The sequence below is a fragment of the Nitratireductor sp. OM-1 genome (genome assembly GCF_003296175.1).
GTDB lineage: Bacteria > Pseudomonadota > Alphaproteobacteria > Rhizobiales > Rhizobiaceae > Nitratireductor > Nitratireductor aquimarinus.
Map to the genome: position 1 here is coordinate 2076382 of NZ_CP029208.1, position 18383 is coordinate 2094764.

Consider the following 18383-nt stretch of genomic DNA (forward strand, 5'->3'; position numbering starts at 1 on the left):
GGGGGGCTTTTGAATATTTACGATTATCTTGAGAAAATCATCCCGTCTGATCATTCGCGCCAAAGTCGTGCTATTGATGTTGTGGGATGGATGAAAGCAGAGAAGAAACTCAGACCTTCGAAGGTACTGGACCTAGGGTGCGGTATTGGCGCGACCAGGTCGATCTTTCAGCGTCTTTTTCCAGAGGCGCAATGGGTAGGGGTAGACATATCCTCCAGTCCCGAAGTCAACGCTCGTCAGGATGAAGGTTCTGAGTTTGTAACATATGATGGGGTTAGTCTACCATTCCCCGATGAATCATTCGACTTAGTGTTTTCCAACCAAGTGCTAGAACATGTCCGTTATCCGGAAAAAGTGCTTTCTGAAGTGCGCCGAGTGTTGGAGGGAGGTGGTCTGTTTGTCGGGCAGACTTCACAGTTGGAGCCGTACCACAGTTTTAGCTATTGGAACTTCACGATTTACGGTTTCGTCGAGATCTGCAAAGAAGCTGGTCTCGATACAATCATGTTGCGTCCCGGTATTGATGGCCCCACGCTCATCGAGCGTTCTTATCTTGGTCGGCCGGAGGCTTATTCTAAATGGTTTAAAGAGGAATCTCCCTTTAACCAGATAATTGAAAGCCAGGTACGCGAGCAGAAGCGCCCTGCAAAGATCGCTAATTTTCGCAAGATTCTATACTGCGGTCAGTTTGTTTTCGTGTGTCGACCAAGCCTTGGTCTTGGCCCCTGAACCTGTGGCGTGCACCCCGAAACTGTGCCGAATTTTGTGCCTGACGCGTTGACCTTGCTCTGAGACCGAACTTTGGAGCGCCGGTGGCTGGAGTTTTCCGGCTTTTGCTCTGAGACCGAACTTTGGAGCGCCGGTGGCTGGAGTTTTCCGGCTTTCTTCACGGTGACTGGCTGGCATCGCCACCGGGATTTTGTAATGCGATCGGGACGTTGTATCCGATCGCCGAGTGAGGCCGAACCTCGTTGTAGTATCTACGCCAATCCTCCAACTTTTCGCGGGCATCCGCAAGACTCAGGAACCAGTGTGCGTTCAAACACTCGGCCCGCAGCTTGCTGTTAAAGGCTTCGATGAAGCCGTTGTCCGTAGGCTTGCCCGGCCGTGAGAAGTCGAGGGTGACATCGTTCGCATAGGCCCACAGATCGAGGTCCCGGGAGATGAACTCGCTGCCATTATCGACCCTGATCGTCTTCGGATAGCCGATACGGCCACATACTCGCTCGAGCGTCTGGACGACATCCTCGCCGCGATAGGAGAAGCGCGGATCGACCGCTGGGCAATAGCGGGAATGAGTGTCGACAATGGTCAGGACACGGAGCTTCTTGCCGGTCGCGAGCTGGTCATGGACAAAATCCATGGCCCACACATCGTTCGGTCCGATGGCCTCCTGGCGATCCTCCCTGAGCTTGGCCTTCACCCGTCGCTTAGGGTGCCTGTTCCTGAGCTGTAGTCCCAACTCATTGTAAATCCTACGGGTCTTCTTCATGTTGATCGTCCATCCCTCACGACGCAACAGCACGTGGACACGCCGGTAGCCGTAGCGAACCCGCGTCTCGCAAATTTCCTTGATCCTTCGTTCGAGCGCGGCCTGACCGGTGCGACGGGACTTGTAGTGGTAGGTGGAGGTCTCGAACTTCAGTGCCTTGCAGGCCCGTCTGATCGATATCCCCCACTCCACCAGCATCCCGTCGACCAGCTTGCGCTTCCGGGCAGGCCTCAGAGCTTTCGGCGAATGACGTCCTGCAGCATCTCGCGATCAAGCGTCAGGTCAGCGACGATCTTCTTCAGCCGACTGTTCTCGTCCTCAAGGGCCTTCAGCCGGCGCATCTCATCTGGCAACAGTCCAGCATACTTCTTCTTCCAGTTGAAATAGGTCGCCTGGCTGATCCCGGCCTTGCGGCAGATCTCTGCCACGGGCACGCCGTCATCGCCCTGCTTCAGAATGAACGCCTTCTGCGCGTCCGAAAACTTCGATGCCTTCATCGCTCTCCGCTCCATTCCAGCCAGGGAAAACTAAGCGGAAAAATCTAACCAAAAGCGATCCAGTTTGTGGGGATCAGAGCAACCTGTGACGTGCGCCCGGATTTTCGGAGCGTTCTGATCTGGAATTTTCCAATTATGATCCCTGCTCTGGGAGAAGGAGAGTTCCATGAAGAAGTCGAAGTTTTCGGAGGCGCAGATCGCGTTCATTCTGCGTCAGACGGATGAAGGCACGCCGGTCGCGGAGGTGTGCCGAAAGGCGGGCATCAGTGACGCGACCTTCTACATCTATGGACGGCTCTCCCGGTGCAAGCGATCTGAACAAGTTTCCGGCGGACTTGGGTGCCAACATCTATCCGGCGTCGCCAGGGATGCTGGCGCGCCCAAATGGGTAATCCGCGCGGCGTGAGCCTCAACAACTGGGCGGCTTCCAAGAGCCATTATAAAAGTCAGGTTCCTCACGCGCCGATCCCGTCGGCCGGTACACTTCTCTGATCGTTCACACCTCTCCGAGCGGCGGTCAGACCACCCGGTATTCAGTTCCCCCTTTCAGCATCGCAAAGATGATGCGGGCATTCTTGTTGGCAACTGCGACGATTGTGACCTGCTCCCCTGAGATGTCCGCATTTCCGGGAACACTTCAATGATTACCGTCCCTACCCGTGAGAGGCAGACGTCCATTGATCTACCTTATAAAGGCCTTTTACCTGCCCTCGTTCAAGCTCCAGAATCTTGTTGCATGTCTTCTTTAGCAGCCCATGGTTGTGGCTTGCTAGGACAATTATGCCCGCTTTCTTCGCCAGGTTATCCATGCGCTCTCTAGCCTTCTCCTGGAATTGTGGATCACCAGCTCCGATCCATTCGTCCATGAGCAGGATTTCAGGCTCAAGGCAGGTAGCGACAGAAAATGCCAAGCGAGCAGCCATGCCCTGGCTGTAGCTCTTGAAAGGGAGTTCGATGAAATCGCCTAACTCGCTAAACTCGATGATCTCCTCCACCCGGCTTTCAATAACGGATGGTGACCAGCCATTTATAAGGCCTCGCAGCTCGATGTTGCGCCTTCCTGTTGCTTCTCTTCTGAAGCCGAGATTGATGTTGAACAGAGCGTCCACCTTTCCGCAGATATCAACACTACCAATCGTTGGCTGATAGATGCCGTAGAGTACCTTCAGTAGTGTTGTTTTTCCCGCGCCATTTGATCCGACTAGGCCTAGGCGATCTCCTGAGGTGAGGTCGAAGTTCACACCGCTTAGAGCTGTCACCTGATTGGCGCGCCCTGTACTTTCAAGCTTTCCACCCGTTGAACCCGACCGAGCTCTGCGCGAAAGTGTAAGTTTCTCACGTAAGCGATAGGAAAGACTAAGGTTGTCTACTTTTATGCTAACCATCAAACTAGAAACACGATCTCTTTTCGGAATTTACCGAGTAGAAAGAGGGCTAAAGCCCAAAGGGACAAGCTTATTGCAAGGCATATATAAAAAGCTTGGGCGGGGAGAGCGTTTTCTACGATAGGCATCCTCACTGTTTCGAGAAAGTATGTGAATGGATTCCAGTAATATAGTAAGTGGCGTACGCCGCCAGAGCCTTCGTATGTCCAAAAAACAGGCGTTAGGAACATGCCAATCCGCATGACGTTAGAAATGATGAATTGGCTGTCAGGAAAGTAAGCTCCCGAAAACGCAACAACCAGTATCGCTGCTGGAGTAGTGATCAAGATCAATATTAAGCCAGCTGCAGCGTACAGCCAATATGTGGTAGGGTAAATTCCGCTGAGAAATAGTATTGCTAGGCAGCCGAGTGACGCGTATCCAGCGCGGGCCACGGTTTGGAAAAATAACCTCATAATGTAGGTGGTTAGAGGGAGGGTTGTGCCTTTTATGAAGCTCTCTTCACGTGTGAATAGCGTCGCACTTCTAGTGATGACTTCCATGATGTAAAACCAAACAAGAAGTCCCGTCGCTACATAGGCCGCGTAACTTGAAGCGGAGCTGTCTCCGCGATGGATCACAAAGATGAACGTACCTGCGAATGCCAGGTAGTTGATTAGAAGCCAAAGCGGACCTAGCGTTGTTCTGCGGTGCTGATCCCCGATATCTTCCTGCGCCAGCGCAATCCATACTCTGTGCATGCGAAGCCCGGCCCACAAATCATCTCTGGCACTCCTTAGTGCAGCAAACATAGTCGTCCTCTAAAAATGTGCTCGGCTTAACGAGTGTCGGTTCTGCTATCGCGCTTTTTCCAAATCAGCAAGGTTTGGTAGCGGATCGCAGCCTACGTGCGTGGCGAAGCCTTTCTCGCTTTGACTGTCCCTCCCAGGGCGCTGCTTCATCCGCTGAGACCCAAGGAAGCAGCTTCGTTGGCCGCGGTTCCAGGTGGCTTGTAATGCTCGGATACTTCGCCAGCGCATCCTTGATAACATTCAGTCCCGCGCGATTGGTATATCGCATGCTCGTTTCGTCGTTGTTGAGCCGCCCTGCAATGTCGCTGATAATGCTTGGATGCACCAGCGCTTGCTTTAGAGTGTCTGCGAGCCCGTGGCGTAGCGCATGCAGCGTACGATTCCAGCGTTCGCTATCCCCCAGGTGCTGATGAAGCTTCGGTACGAAGTCTTTGTAAAAGCGGTCGCCGACATCAGCCTGGCGGGTTTTCCCGAATAGTTCTGGGAACAGCATGTCGTAGCCCATGCCCTTAATCGCCTCGACGTAGTCGATGAATTTGAGTCGCAACACTTCATCTGGAACAGGCAGCAATCGCATCGAGTTTGCATTCTTCAGGCTGCGGTATTTGTTCGGGCGGATATTGATGGCCCAGCCATTTTCTGTCTCCACAATGTCATTGACTGACAGACCAGCAACCTCGTTGCGGCGGGGGCCGAGATACACCATCAGCATGGGTAAGAAAAAATTCGCGGAATGGTAGATGTGTGGCCCTTTGCTCTCCTGTTCCTCCGCACTCCTGCAGCCCGTAAAGATCGGCATGTCGAACATTGGGCGTAGCTGTTCGGGTCTTGGTTTGTCCGTGATGCGCCTTACATCGCTGAGTTTTGGCTTCTTCGGGCGTAGGCCGTCCATGGTCAGTTTCGGCACGTGATAGCCGCGGCCTGTGATGAAATTAAGGAAGGTCTGGATATTGGCGAGATGCTTGCGGATCGTTGACGGCCCCAGGCCCATTTTCGGCGGTTCTCGCCCCGCTTCCATGTCAGATTTCAAGCGTTGTGCTGAGGCTTCGCGTAGCGCCGCTGTGCCGAGATCGCGCAACCGCGCGCTGCGACCGTAATTGGCAAGGATGTGATCAAAATGCTCACGCAGCTTGCCCAGGTGGATTTGGCGCATCTGGCTTGACTGCGTGACGCCTTGTTCTCCCAGTACGCCTACCAGCATGGTGACCGCAACTTTGACATCTTTCGCCGTTGCCGTCTCCCAGTGATGCTGATTGCTCTTCATCAACGCGTCGCATTCAAAAAGGAACTGCGACAGCGGCAGATCAATGCCATCCGTATCGTTCGGTACTGAGGAGGGGGCGGCAGCTGCAGACGGGGTGACGCTTTCAGGCGTCGGCGCGGGGGCATTCACCAGCGCAGGTGGGGTCTCTGCTTCGTGCGTAGCAGGTGCGAGGGAAGAAGGTTGCGGAGGGGGCTCTGACGCCTGCAGTGTTTTCGTCTGGTCATCGGCAGGCGGAATCACTGTGGCCAGGTTCTCTTCTGGCTGCTTCGGTTCAACTGTAGTGGGTGAGGGGTTGGATGAAGCTTCCGGAGCCGATGATGGAGGTGTCTGGGCTTCGGTAAACAGAGCCGCAACATCGCTGTCTCTGCTCAGCGGCCCATAGCGTTCGGGTTCACCCAGCAGGACGTCCGCCTTGGCCCGCATGATCTGTTGGGTGGCTCTCTCTCTGTTCAACGGCGTGTCCTTCACGCCATGTGCGTCCATTTCGGCTTTCAGGAGGTGCTCGAAATACCGCGATCTGCATTCCGTTCGTTCCTGCTCAAAAGTTTCCGTAATGTCGTCAATCTGGAGTTGGGCAAATCCGGCCTCTTTCAGGACGCGCCTGGCAGGGCAGTTTTCATCAAAGCGCATGGGGCGGCCAGTGCCGAAAAGTTGGATCAGGCGATAGACCCAGCCGATGAGGATGTCGGCGCGCACATTGTCTTCCGCCGCCGAGCCTGTGCGGCGTGCGGCAAAGGCGAGATCGTCCATGCTTTCATTCATGCGCTCGATCTCGGCGCGGAAAAGGTTTTCCAGCTGTTCGCGACTTGTCATGCGCGCCCTGTCTTCCTCAGCCAGTTCCGCCAGCAGCATGTTGAGCCGCCGGACCATGCTTTTGGCCTTTGTATGATCCCCGTGGCGCAGAGACAATGCAAGATGGCTGCGCTGATTGGAGGCGAAGGCGGAGGGCACCCTTGCGCGCCAGTAAAAGATATTGCCGCGGCGGGTGAGGTTGGCGAGGCGATGCCGTGCTGCCATGAGGGCTACCTTGTGCATTGGCACGGACGTGCACAGCATTGTGCATCAGTCCTGTGCGACAGTTTTGGGCACAGAGGGCGAAAATCGGCAAAAACACTGCTTTTGAGGATTCGCAGCGGATGAATTCTTCAATGAATCCAATCTGCGGACGTGCGAAATGGCTGTGCTTTTTTATTGCCGTTGACCTTGCTTGCGGCGATGGCATCGAATTTCGTAGCCGATGCGGCTTTGCGCTTTCGCGTATGGTCGATAAATCTTTGTAATATCAATGTTATATCAGGTTTCTCGGTGCGCCTTTCCGGAGATTCCCAAAAATCTTGTCAGGCATCGGCAGGACGGAAATTGTGGTAGTTGGCTCAAATTTTCCAGCGATATCTTGCGCTTATACGGGATGAAATTGTCGTTATGCGGGAATGGCATGCTGTTTGGTAGGATATCCTTGTTGGTTGCTGATTTCCCTTTGTCTGGCAAGGAATGGGAATGCCTTTCGGTGGGATTGCATGCGCGGTCATTGGGGGCTGCCCAACGCTCAGGCGGTCAGAGTTGAAGTGCGTTTGCGTTTTGTTGAAACCAAGGTTCGCGACGGAAACCAAAACCCGAGCGTTGCGAGCAGGGCGCTCACATTGTTGGTCGAGTCGTCTGCCTCAGCTCTGGTGATGCGGTTCGCGAATGCGGCGATGCAATCGACGACCGAAATTTCATGACCGTTGCTACGGTCCCTTATCGTGTCTGTCGGCAATCGTAGCGACGCCACGCTCATGGCGAAGGCGCAAACCCGTCCTCCAGGTGTCGCAGTTGCCGTTCGGCGAAGCGTTGCACCTCTTAGCTGCTAGCGAGGGAGTACTTCCACTCACCGTGGACAGATCACATAAAGCTCTTTCACGTTGATATGCATGAAACTCCTGCATCAGTGTGCTGCGGGTGAAACAAAGCCTTCGGGGCTCCGCTTGGCCACCTTGAGCTAGCGAGGGAGGTAGCGGCCCTCCACCCGTCGTCAGAATTCTTCTTGTTCTTTCGAAATTATGTTTCTCCGTGCCGCCAGCGCGATTGATCGGCGCTTCCCTATGACTTGGCGTCGACCAGTCCGTCTTGCTCAGCGCGATGCAGGACCTGGGTGCCAACGAGGCCCTGAAGTGCTGATGTAATCGCGAAGTTCACAGGGCAGGAGGACTGGATTGAGGGAACAGTACTGAACGGTGGGTGTGACGCGTTCGAGGTTATCGCTCGGGCTCTTGCTGTACCCGGACGCAATGACGACGCAATCGCGAGCAATGGCAAGGGTTATTGCAATTTTGTGTGGAGATTTTGATGGCGGACCTAATTGACGCTGCGAATGATGAGCTTCCGCTCGATCGGCGATTGAAACTCTCGATCAAGTGGAACTCGATTCAAGTACCGGTTACATTTCCCGGGGAGGCCTATGCCAAATTTCAGATTGGCTTCTTTCTCGGGAGCGCACCGCTGTTCTCCGAGGCTGTCTATGGCGAGTCCGAAGCTCGGGCCAGCGGAACCCTGTTGCCTGGCTACTTTCGCGGCTGGGACGAAGACTGCAACTTCCTGACAAGCCTGAGGACGTTTCTTGAGACTGGTGAGGCAGTCGACTTCGAGGACGTTTGTGAACCGGTCTTCCGGTTGATTATCGCTGACGATGCTTTTGATTTGGGTCGAAAGGCCGCTCCCACGGACAATTACTTCGACGTGCTCGCGATTATGCACAATGGTGGCGGGTGGCATGATTGGACTTTGGGTGAAACAGGGCCGGCCATGAAACTAGCGGCGACTCGTGAAACACTTCGCCGTTTTCTCGTCGATCTTCTAAAAGAGGCGGATGATCCTGCTGTTTGCGAGCCGCAAGCCCGCCAGATCCTCAGAGAGCGGTTTTCAGGAATCTGCGCGATATGACACATGCTCGTGTCCTGCAGCATCTCCTTCTCCAATGAGAGATTGACTACCAGCTTTCTGAGCTCGCCGTTCTCGTCCTCAAGCTGCTTCAGTTGCTTCATATCGGTCGGCAGCAGTCCGTCATATTTCTCTTTCCAGTTGAAGTGGGTCACCTGGCTGCTTCCCGCCCGGCGGCAAATATCCAGTTCTGCCCCTCCCAGCCAAAGGACGATACCGCGGTAAAATACAGTTTCGAACGCCCCAGTTTTCAGGGGTCAGAGCAGCAGTGTCCTAACCATGTAGGAGTATTTTGACCCGTATTGCGATGGTCGCATCTGGCATCACCGTAAAGGCGCTTGTGCCGCGTCTACTCAAACGCAACTGTCATCGATATTTGCGGATTGCGTTGTCTGCGCAGCCACTTTGCAGCTATCTCTGGATAGATCGAAGATATTGGTGTCACGCATTCTTGTCAGTGGCGTGCTACTCATTCGGTTCTCCGACGGTGGTGAATGTCTGAAGGTGACGCGTGGGTTGGGCTTTCTTGCGGTTAAGCACCTACTACGGTTGCGACGGGCTGCTTGTCCTGCTCGTAGCGTGTGGACAGGGTCTCTCCCGTGCGCCGATAATGTCTGCACAGGAGGGAGGTCGCCTTATCTGTGTCGCGCGCGATGGCCGCTTCCATGATCTCCTGATGCTCCAGCGCAAGATCGCGCGATGGCCGAGCCAGCGGGCCGCCCAGAACCGGGAACCGATAGCGCTCGGTTTCCACATAGAGCTTGTTAGAGAAATCAAGAAGCCAGTTTGATCGGCAAGCGCTGATGAGCGCATGGTGAAACCGGTGATGCCGGTCTTCCAGCGCCTTCATCTCATCCATTGGCGGCGCGTCCATCTGCTCCAGTTTCCTGGCTTTCAGGGAGAGGCCGTGAAAGGCCGAAATCACCCCTGTCTCCCAGTCGTCGTCTCCGAACTCGATGGCGCGGCGCAGCGCCTCCGCCTCAATGTGGATCCGTGTGTCTACGGCGTCCCACATTTCCGTCAGAGACAAAGGCGCGACGGTGAAGCCGCGCAGCGCGACAGACATGACAAGCCGCTCGCTGTGCAGCCTGTTCAAAGCCTCGCGCAGCGGAGAGTATCCCAGTCCGTATCGCTGTTTGAGGTTATCCAGCCGCAACGGGCTGCCCGCCTGCAGCGTACCGCTGACGATGTCCCAGCGCAGCTTCTGATACGCTTCTTCCGTTAGCGTGGTTTCACGCGGATTTTTCTTCCCCGACACGTCCTGTTCCTGTTCGCGCTGCTTCGCCTTCTTGGATGGAGGGCAGCATAGCACATCGATGCATGCAAAAAACGAAAAAATTCATATTTTCGAAAATAAGCGTTTACAGCGAAAATCCTGCTGTTATCCTTCCCCCCATTGAAAAGTGGAGGTTGAGATGTCGTCGGGCAGGGAAAACTACCGCGAGGACGTGGCGGGCCGCGCCAATGTGGAGGATACGCCGGAGCTTCTGGCTTATTACGACGAGCTGGAGTCTCTGGAGGCTGGCGCGCTCTGGACCGTCGCCAACAAGATTGAGCCGTGGGAGCCGCAATCCTCTTCCGTGCCGATGATCTGGCGCTATCGCGACCTGCGCGAGCATGTCTTGCGCTCGGTCGAACTGGTGACGCCGGAAAAGGCCGGCCGTCGCGTGATCTACCTCAACAATCCAGGCAGGCGCGAATTTGCCGCCGCCGTCGGCTGGCTCTATTCGGGGCTCCAGGTCATGCATCCGGGCGAGGCGGCATCCGCGCACCGGCATTCGGCCTCGGCGCTCCGCTTCATCATGGAGGGTTCGGGCGCTTACACCATCGTCGACGGCCACAAGATGACGCTTAATGCCAATGATTTCGTGTTGACGCCGAATGGCACTTGGCACGAACACGGCGTTGAGGAAGGTGGCAGCCCCTGCATCTGGCAGGATGGGCTCGACATTCCGCTGGTCAACGCACTTGAAGCGAATTTTTACGAAGTTCACCCCGATTTACGACAGGCCGTGGGTTTTGCGGTCGATGATATGACCAAAACCTGGGGCAATCCGGGTCTGACACCGGGCGGCGGCGTGTGGGAAAAGGGCTATTCGCCGCTCTACAAATATGAGTGGGAGCGCACCTATGAAGCGCTGAAGCGCTATGCCGACGCGACCGACGGCTCACCCTATGATGGTGTGCTGATGGAATATATCAATCCGGTCAACTCCGGTCCGGTCATGCAGACCATCGGCGCTAGCATGCAGATGCTGCGGCCGGGCGAGAAGACGAAAGCTCACCGCCACACGGGCAGCTATCTCTATCAGGTGGCCAAGGGCAAGGGTTACTCGGTCATTGGCGGCAAACGGTTCGACTGGCAGGAGCGCGACATTTTCTGCGTGCCCTCCTGGGCCTGGCACGAGCATGCCAATCTGTCCGATGGCGACGATGCGTGCCTGTTCTGTTTCAACGACCTGCCGGTGATGCGCTCGCTCGGTCTCTACCGGGAAGAAGCGCTGGCCAACAATGGCGGTCACCAACCACAAGACTGATCAAGGACATATCTGAATGCGACTGGTTACCTACAGGGCCTCGGTCGAGGCGCCCGCGCGTCTTGGCGTCATCGAGGGTGAAAGCGTTGTCGACGTGGAAGCGCTGGGCATCGCCTTTGGCGAGGATTTTCCCGCCTCGATGCTGGAATTGATCGACCTTGGCCCGGACGGCCTTGCCGCGCTCCGGCGGCTTCTTGATGAGGCGCGCGGCGCCTGGCCGGTGCGCACCACCGTCCCACTCGCCAATGTACGCCTGCTGGCCCCCATCCCGCGGCCGCGCAAGAACATCTTCGGAATTGGTCTCAACTATGTGGAGCATGTGGAGGAATCGAGCCGCACGCTCGACACGTCGAAGGACCTGCCCAAGGAGCCTGTCATCTTCAGCAAGCCACCTATGGCGGTGATCGGACCGGATGATGCGATCGAGCACAACGCTTCGATCACGCAGCAGCTCGACTGGGAAGTAGAACTCGCTGCTATCATCGGGCGCAAGGCCACCAAGGTGAGCGAGGAAGACGCGCTTTCCTACGTGTTTGGCTACAGCGTGATGATCGATGTCAGCGCGCGCGACAACCGCCGCGCCGGTCAGTGGATCTATTCCAAGGGACAGGACAGCTACGCGCCATTCGGTCCCTGTATCGTCACTGCCGACGAGGTGGGGGACCCGCACGATCTCGACCTCTGGCTGACCGTCAATGGTGAGCGCAAGCAGGGATCGAACACGAAGCACATGCTGTTCAAGATTCCGATGCTGGTCTCCGACATCTCGGCCGCCATCACGCTCGATCCCGGCGACATCATTGCCACCGGCACGCCCGAAGGCGTCGGTGCGGGCCGCGATCCGCAGGAATGGTTGTGGCCTGGCGATGTGGTGGAAGCCTGCGTCGAGGGTATCGGCACGATCCGCCATCCGGTGGTGGCTGTCGGTAATGATTTCTCGCGTCAGCGCAAAGCCGGCTGATCCGGCTGCGTCCAAGCCATCCAAGGGAGGAGAACATGACAATGGGACTTAAGGGCAAGGCAATGCGGACCAGCCTTCTGGCCACCGCGCTGGCAACGGTCATGGCCGCGCAGGCATCGGCGGAAGAGTTGCGCATCGGCTTCATCACAACGCTTTCGACACCGGCCGGCTATATCGGTGAGGACATCCGCGACGCCTTCATGCTGGCCATCGGCGACGATGGCAAGCTGGGCGAAACGCCGGTGGTGCTCGAGGTCGAGGACGATGGCCTGAAGCCGGCCAATGCCAAGCAGTCGGCCGACCGTCTTGTGCAGTCGGGCGTCAAGCTGTTCACCGGCGTGAACTTCTCCAACGTGCTTGCTGCCGTGCAGCCGACTGTCATGAAATCGGGTGGTTTCTACGTCAGCGTCAATCCGGGCCCGTCCGTCTTTGCCGGCGAGAAGTGCAACCCGAACTATTTTGTCGCCTCCTACCAGAACGATGCGTTCCATGAGGCAGCGGGCCTGGCGGCCAACAAGCTCGGCTATGGCAAGGTCGTGATCCTCGCGCCCAACTATCAGGCGGGCCGCGACGCGCTGAACGGTTTCAAGCGCACCTATGAGGGCGAAGTGGTGGAGGAGATCTACACCAACCTCAACCAGACCGACTTTTCCGTCGAACTGGCGCGCATTCGCTCGGCCGCACCCGATGCCATCTACCAGTTCCATCCCGGCGGCGCCGGCATCAACTTCGCCAAGCAATACGACAATGCTGGCCTGAAGGGCAGCGTGCCCATGCTCGTGCCGGCCTTCTCACTGGATGCACAGATGGTGAAGGCGACGGGCGATGCCGCCGATGGCGTCTATGCCTCGGCGCTCTGGACCACCGAGTTTGACAACGACGCCTCGCGTGATTTCGTCAAACGCTTCGAGGAAGCCTATGGCCGCGCGCCGACCATGTATGCCGAACAGGCCTACGACACGGCAAATCTGATCGCTTCGGCGCTCAATGCGGTGGGCGGAAACATCGACGATGCAGACGCATTCCGCGCCGCACTCGCCAAGGCCGATTTCGAACCGATCCGTGACAAATACACATTTGGTCCGAACCAGCATCCGATCCAGAACTATTATCTGACGCGGTTCGAAAAGAACTCCAATGGCGAGATCGTCCAGACGGTGGTGGAGCGCATCGCCGAGAACCATCAGGACGCCTACGCCAAAGACTGCAAGATGGATTAATGGCCAAGGCCGTTTCCTGAACGGAATTGCCCGGCGGCAAAACGCTGCCGGGCGCTCCATCCGCCCCGAAGCATTCGGGGCGGGCAGCCATCGACCCCAGACCGGCGAGCATTGGAACGCCATGATCCTTTTCATTGAACAGTTGTTGAACGGCCTGCAATATGGCGCGTTCCTCTTCCTGCTGGCCTCGGGCCTGACCCTCGTGTTCGGCATTATGGGGGTGATCAACCTCACGCACGGCACGTTCTATATGATCGGCGCCTATTGCGGCGCGCTCACCGTTGCCTCCACGGGTTCGTTTCTCATGGGGCTCTTGGCCGCCATGGCGGGCGCGGGCCTCTATGGCCTTCTTGTCGAAAGCGTCGTGGTGCGATGGCTCTATAATCGCGACCATCTCTACCAGGTTCTGGCGACGCTCGGCCTCATCCTGTTCACCAACGAGGCGGTGACGCTAATTGTCGGCCGTTCCCCGATCTTCATGAACATTCCGCCCTTCCTGGAAGGTTCGGTGACGCTCTTCCCGGGTCTCGCCTATCCGCTGATGCGGGTCGCGCTCATCGCGGTCGGGCTTGCCGTGGCCTTTGGCCTCTGGCTGCTCGTCAACCACACGCGCTTCGGCATGCTCATGCGCGCCGGCGCCGATGACCGGCAGATGGTCGATGCGCTCGGCGTCAACATGCGCGTGCTCTATATGAGCGTTTTCGGTCTCGGCGCGATCCTGTGCGGGCTTGCCGGCATCATGGCGGCGCCGCTGCTCGCCGTCGAGATCGCCATGGGTGAGCGCATCCTCATCACCACCTTCGTGGTCATCGTCATCGGCGGTGTTGGCTCCATACGTGGCGCATTCGTTGGCGCGATGCTGGTTGGCATGGTCGACAGTCTCGGCCGGGCCTATGTGCCGCAGATATTCACGGCGCTCCTGCCCCATTCGGTGGCAGACACGCTTGCTGCCGGTCTCGTCTCAGCGAGCATCTATGTCCTGATGGCGCTTGTTCTCCTCGTTCGGCCCTATGGCCTGTTTCCTGCCCGGAGCTGAACCGATGTCCAAATTCGACCGTTTCACGCTGACTGGCCTTGTCATGCTGATCCTGCTCATCGTCGCGCCCTTCGTGGTGGCGCAGATGGGCTGGCATGGCGGCCTGCCGCTCCTCACCCGTATCGTCATCTACGCGCTGGCGGTGGTCAGCCTCGATCTGATCATCGGCTACGGCGCGCTGGTGAGCTTCGGCCACGCCATGTTCTTCAGCCTCGGTGGCTATGTGGTGGCGGTCCTCGCATACCACACGAATATGGGTGACACGATGTTTGGCTGGGAGGGCAGCAATTCGGCGCTTATCCTTTGGCCGCTGGCGCTTCTTGCCTGTGCGCTGCTCGGTCTCGTGATCGGCTATCTGGCGCTCAAGACACGCGGCGTGCAGTTCATCATGATCACACTCGCCTTCGCCCAGATGGTTTATTTCATCCTCGTTTCCCTGCAATATTATGGCGGCGATGACGGGTTGATGATGGACATGCGCAACACCATGCCCGGCATCGATCTCGATGACCCTTTCGCGTTCTATTATCTCGCCCTCGGCCTGCTCGTCGTTTGGGTCGTATTCTGCCGTTTCATCGTCAATTCACGTTTCGGCATGGTGTTTCAGGGACTGCGGCAGAGCGAACGCCGCGCCGTCAATCTCGGCGTCAACCCGTTGCCCTTCCGGCTCACGGCCTTTGTCATCTCTGCCGTCGGCACAGGGCTCGCGGGCGTGCTGTGGGCAAATTATGCCGAGTTCGTCACACCCGATATGGCCACCTGGGCGAAGTCCGGCGAGTTCATGGCCATTGTCACGCTGGGCGGGCTGGGCACGCTTCTCGGCCCCATCGCGGGTGCTGCCGCCTTCATCGGGCTTGAACAGATCCTCACCATCTGGACCGAACACTGGATGATCGTCATGGGCCCCATTCTGGTGCTGATCGCACTGTTCGGCCAGCAGGGGATGCTTGGCCGCTTCCTGAAGGGAGGACGCCATGACTGATGGAGCCGCAATCAAGACGGGCGAGGCCATCCTTTCGCTCGATCACCTGCACAAGGCATTTGGCGCACTCAAAGTCACCGACGATGTCACACTCGATGTGCGCAGCGGCGAAATCCACGCTCTGATCGGGCCGAATGGCGCCGGCAAATCCACGCTCATCGCGCAGATCTGCGGCGAGCTGCGCTCGGATGCGGGCCGTGTCGGCTTCAAGGGGCGCGACATCACCGATCTGAGCGCCTTCAAACGCTCCCGGCTTGGGCTCGGACGCTCTTTTCAGACGACGCAGCTATGTCTCGAATTCAGCGTGCTCGAACACGTCATCCTCTCTCTCGACTGCATGGAAGGGGGATCGTTCAATCTCTTCACCAATCCGCGCAATGATGCCGCGCTGCGTGACGAGGCGATTCATTGGATCGGCAAGGCAGGGCTGGCGGGACGCGAAAACCGGCAGGTTGCCAATCTAGCCCATGGCGAGCGCCGCCAGCTCGAACTCGCGGTGGCGCTTGCGCGCAAGCCGCATGTGCTGGTTCTGGACGAGCCCATGGCCGGCATGGGGGCGGAGGAATCCGCCCGTATGGTCGACCTGCTTCAGGAACTGAAGGGCGAATACCCCATGCTCCTAGTCGAGCACGACATGGATGCTGTCTTCACGCTCGCCGACCGTATCAGCGTTCTGGTCTATGGCCGCGTGATTTTTACCGGCACGGTGGAGGAGGTGCGGCAGAGTGCGGAAGTGCGCAGCGCCTATCTGGGAGACGAAACATGCTGAAAGTAACCGGGCTCGAAGCGGGATACGGCGTTAGCCAGGTGCTGTTCGGTATGGATTTCGAAGTGCCGCGCGGTTCGGTGACTTCGCTGATCGGCCGCAACGGCATGGGAAAGACCACGACCATCCACACCATTCTCGGAATGGTGCGCGCGCGCGGCGGCGACATTCAGCTTGAAGGCGAGAGCATCACCGCCCTGCAACCCAACGCCATCGCCCGGCGGGGCATCGGGCTGGTGCCTGAGGGGCGGCGGGTCTTCCCATCGCTCACGGTGGAGGAAAACCTGGTCGCCACATCCCGGCCCGGCGGGGCGGCTGGCTGGACCCTTGAACGCATCTACGATCTCTTTCCGCGCCTGAAGGAGCGGCGCGGCCAGTTTGCGGCCACGCTTTCTGGCGGTGAGCAGCAGATGCTGGCCGTGGGCCGCGCGCTTCTGACCAATCCCGCGCTCCTGATCCTCGACGAGGCGACGGAGGGGCTAGCACCCGTGATCCGCGCCGATATCTGGGCAACGCTGCGCCAGCTAAAGGAAGTCGGACAATCGATCCTCGTGGTCGACAAGAACTTGAAAGAAATGGCTCCGCTGGTCGACCGGCACCACATCGTCGAGAAGGGCAGGGTGGTCTGGCAAGGTTCGCCGGAGGAGCTTTCGGCCAACGACGACCTCGCCCATCGCTATTTGGGGGTATGAAGATGGATGCAGCCTCACCGCTCTATCGGGGCATGGACCAGCCGACGCTGGAGCGTGAATACAATGCGCGCGAAAGCGTTGCCTCCTACGAGGCGGAACACGCCCGCTACGTTGCCGAGAGCGAACGCGTCCGGCAAGGTCATGTTGCCAAACGCGATATTGTCTATGACCGGCAGAGCGGCGAGATGCTCGACCTTTATCCGGCGGGCGAAGGCAGCCCCGTCTTCCTGTGGATTCACGGTGGCTACTGGCGCGGCGGCTCGAAGGATGACAATGCCTTTGCTGCCGGCGGTCTGACGGCGCACGGCATTTCCGTCGCTGTGATGAATTACACGCTGGCGCCTGAGGCCGGTATTGGCGAAATTGTGCGTCAGGTGCGAAGCGCCGTCGCGTGGCTCAGAAAGAATGGTGCGGAACACGGCCTCGATGTAGGGAAAATCCATGTGGGCGGCTCTTCCGCCGGCGGCCACCTTGCGGGCATGGTGCTCGCCGATGACTGGCTTGATGCGTTCGATCTGCCGTCGGGTGTGATCGGCACGGTTCTCGCGCTGAGCGGGCTGCACGAGCTTTCTCCTTTGCAGCACACGCAAGTGAACGGATGGATGCGGTTTGACGCGGCCTCGATCGCCGAAAATTCGCCCATTCGCCGCATCCCCAAAAAATCGGGTGCGCGGCTTATCGCTTCGGTCGGTGGGCTGGAAACCGGCGAGTTCATCCGTCAGACACAGGACTACGCAGCGGCCTGGCAAGCTGCTGGTCATGCAGCGCGGGTGATCGACATGCCGTCGCACAATCATTTCAATATTGCGCTCAGCCTTTGCGAGCCCGATGGAGTTCTGGTTGAGGCCGTGTGCGCCTCGATCGTCCGAGATGCTCAGGGAGAAACCGTATGAAATCGTTCAAGGCAGCCGTTGCACAGACGGCGTCCAATCCCGTCGACGCGCTCGCATCCGCCGAAAAGGCGGCAGCCATCATTCGCGAGGCGGCGGGCCAAGGGGCGGAACTCATCGTCTTTCCGGAAGCGTTTCTCGGCGGCTATCCCAAGGGTGCTTCCTTCGGCGCTCCCATAGGCATTCGCAAGCCTGAAGGCCGCGCGGCGTTCAGTGATTATTATGAACGCGCCATCGATCTGAACGGTGAGGAAGTCGCCGCGATAGCCGGGGCAACGGCGGAAACCGGCCTCTTTGCCGTGGTGGGCTGCATCGAGCGTGACGGCGGCACGCTTTATTGCACGGTCTTGTTTTTCGATGGCGAGAAGGGGCTTGTCGGCAAGCATCGCAAACTGATGCCCACTGCCGGCGAGCGCCTGATCTGGGGCTTTGGCGACGGCTCCACCATGCCGGTTTTCGAAACCACGCTCGGCCGCATCGGCGCCGTGATCTGCTGGGAGAACTACATGCCCATGCTGCGCATGCATATGTATAGCCAGGGGGTCAGCCTCTATTGCGCGCCCACCGCCGATGACCGTGACACGTGGCTCCCCTCGATGCGGCACATTGCGCTGGAAGGCCGCTGCTTCGTTTTGAGCGCCTGTCAGCACATCACGCGCGGCGCATTTCCCGACGATCATGAATGCGCGCTGGGAGATGATCCCGATACCGTTTTGATGCGTGGCGGCAGTGCCATCGTCGACCCACTTGGAAACGTGCTCGCGGGTCCGAATTTCGAGGGCGAGACGGTGCTTTACGCCGATATCGACATGAGCGCCGTGGCGCGCGGGAAATATGATTTCGATGTGACAGGCCACTATGCGCGCCCCGATATCTTTCAGCTCAGGGTTGATGACCGTCCCAAACGGGCGGTCTCAAACATGAGCGATGAACCCTTGAGTGAATGACGCCATC

16 protein-coding genes and 2 pseudogenes are annotated in these 18383 nt (G+C 57.9%); 12 read left to right on the forward strand and 6 right to left on the reverse strand.

The window, feature by feature from the left end:
- The first annotated feature begins 9 nt into the window (after nucleotides 1–9).
- The gene (locus DEJ54_RS09805) at nucleotides 10–729 is read left to right on the forward strand and encodes a class I SAM-dependent methyltransferase (protein WP_113154400.1); all 720 of its coding nucleotides are present in this window, start codon (nucleotides 10–12) and stop codon (nucleotides 727–729) included.
- Nucleotides 730–886: 157 nt separating this feature from the next.
- Here DEJ54_RS09805 and DEJ54_RS09810 read toward each other — a convergent pair.
- A protein-coding gene (locus DEJ54_RS09810) for an IS3 family transposase (protein ID WP_113154401.1) occupies nucleotides 887–1989 on the reverse strand; the annotation gives its coding sequence in 2 pieces (ribosomal slippage) (nucleotides 887–1728 and nucleotides 1728–1989; 1104 coding nt in all).
- Between the two features lie 166 nt (nucleotides 1990–2155).
- Between DEJ54_RS09810 and DEJ54_RS09815 the strand changes: the two are divergent.
- Nucleotides 2156–2272: pseudogene (locus tag DEJ54_RS09815) on the forward strand (transposase); the annotation flags it as partial.
- 370 nt (nucleotides 2273–2642) lie between these two features.
- Here the strand turns inward: DEJ54_RS09815 and DEJ54_RS09820 are convergent.
- From DEJ54_RS09820 to DEJ54_RS09830, 3 genes are all read right to left on the reverse strand, one after another.
- The gene (locus DEJ54_RS09820) at nucleotides 2643–3230 is read right to left on the reverse strand and encodes an ABC transporter ATP-binding protein (protein ID WP_245447473.1); all 588 of its coding nucleotides are present in this window, start codon (nucleotides 3228–3230) and stop codon (nucleotides 2643–2645) included.
- 143 nt (nucleotides 3231–3373) lie between these two features.
- The gene (locus DEJ54_RS09825) at nucleotides 3374–4165 is read right to left on the reverse strand and encodes an ABC transporter permease (protein ID WP_113154403.1); all 792 of its coding nucleotides are present in this window, start codon (nucleotides 4163–4165) and stop codon (nucleotides 3374–3376) included.
- A gap of 64 nt (nucleotides 4166–4229) precedes the next feature.
- Nucleotides 4230–6446, reverse strand: coding sequence for a DUF6538 domain-containing protein (locus tag DEJ54_RS09830; RefSeq protein WP_162742252.1), 2217 nt, complete (start codon nucleotides 6444–6446; stop codon nucleotides 4230–4232).
- Nucleotides 6447–7754: 1308 nt separating this feature from the next.
- Here DEJ54_RS09830 and DEJ54_RS09835 point away from each other — a divergent pair.
- The gene (locus DEJ54_RS09835; RefSeq protein ID WP_113154405.1) at nucleotides 7755–8348 is read left to right on the forward strand and encodes a hypothetical protein; all 594 of its coding nucleotides are present in this window, start codon (nucleotides 7755–7757) and stop codon (nucleotides 8346–8348) included.
- 11 nt (nucleotides 8349–8359) lie between these two features.
- Here the strand turns inward: DEJ54_RS09835 and DEJ54_RS09840 are convergent.
- Both DEJ54_RS09840 and DEJ54_RS09845 read right to left on the reverse strand, forming a co-directional pair.
- A pseudogene (locus tag DEJ54_RS09840) lies at nucleotides 8360–8530 on the reverse strand (transposase); the annotation flags it as partial.
- Nucleotides 8531–8877: 347 nt separating this feature from the next.
- Complete coding sequence (locus DEJ54_RS09845; protein WP_113156202.1) at nucleotides 8878–9603, reverse strand: GntR family transcriptional regulator; 726 nt, start codon at nucleotides 9601–9603, stop codon at nucleotides 8878–8880.
- Nucleotides 9604–9760: 157 nt separating this feature from the next.
- Here DEJ54_RS09845 and DEJ54_RS09850 point away from each other — a divergent pair, with 157 nt between their 5' ends.
- From DEJ54_RS09850 to DEJ54_RS09890, 9 genes are all read left to right on the forward strand, one after another.
- The gene (locus DEJ54_RS09850) at nucleotides 9761–10882 is read left to right on the forward strand and encodes a cupin domain-containing protein (RefSeq protein ID WP_113154406.1); all 1122 of its coding nucleotides are present in this window, start codon (nucleotides 9761–9763) and stop codon (nucleotides 10880–10882) included.
- A 16-nt stretch (nucleotides 10883–10898) separates the two neighbouring features.
- On the forward strand, nucleotides 10899–11843 hold the full coding sequence (locus DEJ54_RS09855; protein WP_113154407.1) for a fumarylacetoacetate hydrolase family protein: 945 nt from the start codon (nucleotides 10899–10901) through the stop codon (nucleotides 11841–11843).
- Nucleotides 11844–11878: 35 nt separating this feature from the next.
- The gene (locus DEJ54_RS09860) at nucleotides 11879–13063 is read left to right on the forward strand and encodes an ABC transporter substrate-binding protein (protein ID WP_371685869.1); all 1185 of its coding nucleotides are present in this window, start codon (nucleotides 11879–11881) and stop codon (nucleotides 13061–13063) included.
- Nucleotides 13064–13184: 121 nt separating this feature from the next.
- Nucleotides 13185–14099, forward strand: a complete 915-nt coding sequence (locus DEJ54_RS09865) for a branched-chain amino acid ABC transporter permease (RefSeq protein ID WP_204360788.1) — start codon at nucleotides 13185–13187, stop codon at nucleotides 14097–14099.
- A gap of 4 nt (nucleotides 14100–14103) precedes the next feature.
- Nucleotides 14104–15081, forward strand: a complete 978-nt coding sequence (locus DEJ54_RS09870) for a branched-chain amino acid ABC transporter permease (protein WP_113154409.1) — start codon at nucleotides 14104–14106, stop codon at nucleotides 15079–15081.
- A complete protein-coding gene (locus DEJ54_RS09875) occupies nucleotides 15074–15850 on the forward strand; it encodes an ABC transporter ATP-binding protein (protein WP_113154410.1) in 777 nt (258 codons plus the stop codon). The genes DEJ54_RS09870 and DEJ54_RS09875 overlap by 8 nt, the downstream gene beginning before the upstream one ends.
- Nucleotides 15844–16539: an ABC transporter ATP-binding protein gene (locus tag DEJ54_RS09880; protein ID WP_113154411.1), complete on the forward strand. Its 696-nt coding sequence runs from the start codon at nucleotides 15844–15846 to the stop codon at nucleotides 16537–16539. The genes DEJ54_RS09875 and DEJ54_RS09880 overlap by 7 nt, the downstream gene beginning before the upstream one ends.
- Nucleotides 16540–16541: 2 nt before the next feature.
- Nucleotides 16542–17432 (forward strand): alpha/beta hydrolase, encoded by an 891-nt coding sequence (locus DEJ54_RS09885; RefSeq protein ID WP_245447474.1) that lies wholly within the window; start codon nucleotides 16542–16544, stop codon nucleotides 17430–17432.
- The gene (locus DEJ54_RS09890) at nucleotides 17429–18376 is read left to right on the forward strand and encodes a carbon-nitrogen hydrolase family protein (RefSeq protein WP_113154412.1); all 948 of its coding nucleotides are present in this window, start codon (nucleotides 17429–17431) and stop codon (nucleotides 18374–18376) included. Before DEJ54_RS09885 ends, DEJ54_RS09890 begins: the two co-directional genes overlap by 4 nt.
- Nucleotides 18377–18383: the final 7 nt, after the last annotated feature.

Excerpts from the sequence above, each read along its gene's own strand:
- DEJ54_RS09825 (WP_113154403.1), bottom strand. The coding sequence starts at position 4,165 with ATGTTTGCTGCACTAAGGAGTGCCAGAGATGATTTGTGGGCCGGGCTT.
- DEJ54_RS09830 (WP_162742252.1), bottom strand. The coding sequence starts at position 6,446 with ATGGCAGCACGGCATCGCCTCGCCAACCTCACCCGCCGCGGCAATATC.
- DEJ54_RS09835 (WP_113154405.1), top strand. The coding sequence starts at position 7,755 with ATGGCGGACCTAATTGACGCTGCGAATGATGAGCTTCCGCTCGATCGG.
- DEJ54_RS09850 (WP_113154406.1), top strand. The coding sequence starts at position 9,761 with ATGTCGTCGGGCAGGGAAAACTACCGCGAGGACGTGGCGGGCCGCGCC.
- DEJ54_RS09855 (WP_113154407.1), top strand. The coding sequence starts at position 10,899 with ATGCGACTGGTTACCTACAGGGCCTCGGTCGAGGCGCCCGCGCGTCTT.
- DEJ54_RS09860 (WP_371685869.1), top strand. The coding sequence starts at position 11,879 with ATGACAATGGGACTTAAGGGCAAGGCAATGCGGACCAGCCTTCTGGCC.
- DEJ54_RS09865 (WP_204360788.1), top strand. The coding sequence starts at position 13,185 with ATGATCCTTTTCATTGAACAGTTGTTGAACGGCCTGCAATATGGCGCG.
- DEJ54_RS09870 (WP_113154409.1), top strand. The coding sequence starts at position 14,104 with ATGTCCAAATTCGACCGTTTCACGCTGACTGGCCTTGTCATGCTGATC.
- DEJ54_RS09875 (WP_113154410.1), top strand. The coding sequence starts at position 15,074 with ATGACTGATGGAGCCGCAATCAAGACGGGCGAGGCCATCCTTTCGCTC.
- DEJ54_RS09880 (WP_113154411.1), top strand. The coding sequence starts at position 15,844 with ATGCTGAAAGTAACCGGGCTCGAAGCGGGATACGGCGTTAGCCAGGTG.
- DEJ54_RS09885 (WP_245447474.1), top strand. The coding sequence starts at position 16,542 with ATGGATGCAGCCTCACCGCTCTATCGGGGCATGGACCAGCCGACGCTG.
- DEJ54_RS09890 (WP_113154412.1), top strand. The coding sequence starts at position 17,429 with ATGAAATCGTTCAAGGCAGCCGTTGCACAGACGGCGTCCAATCCCGTC.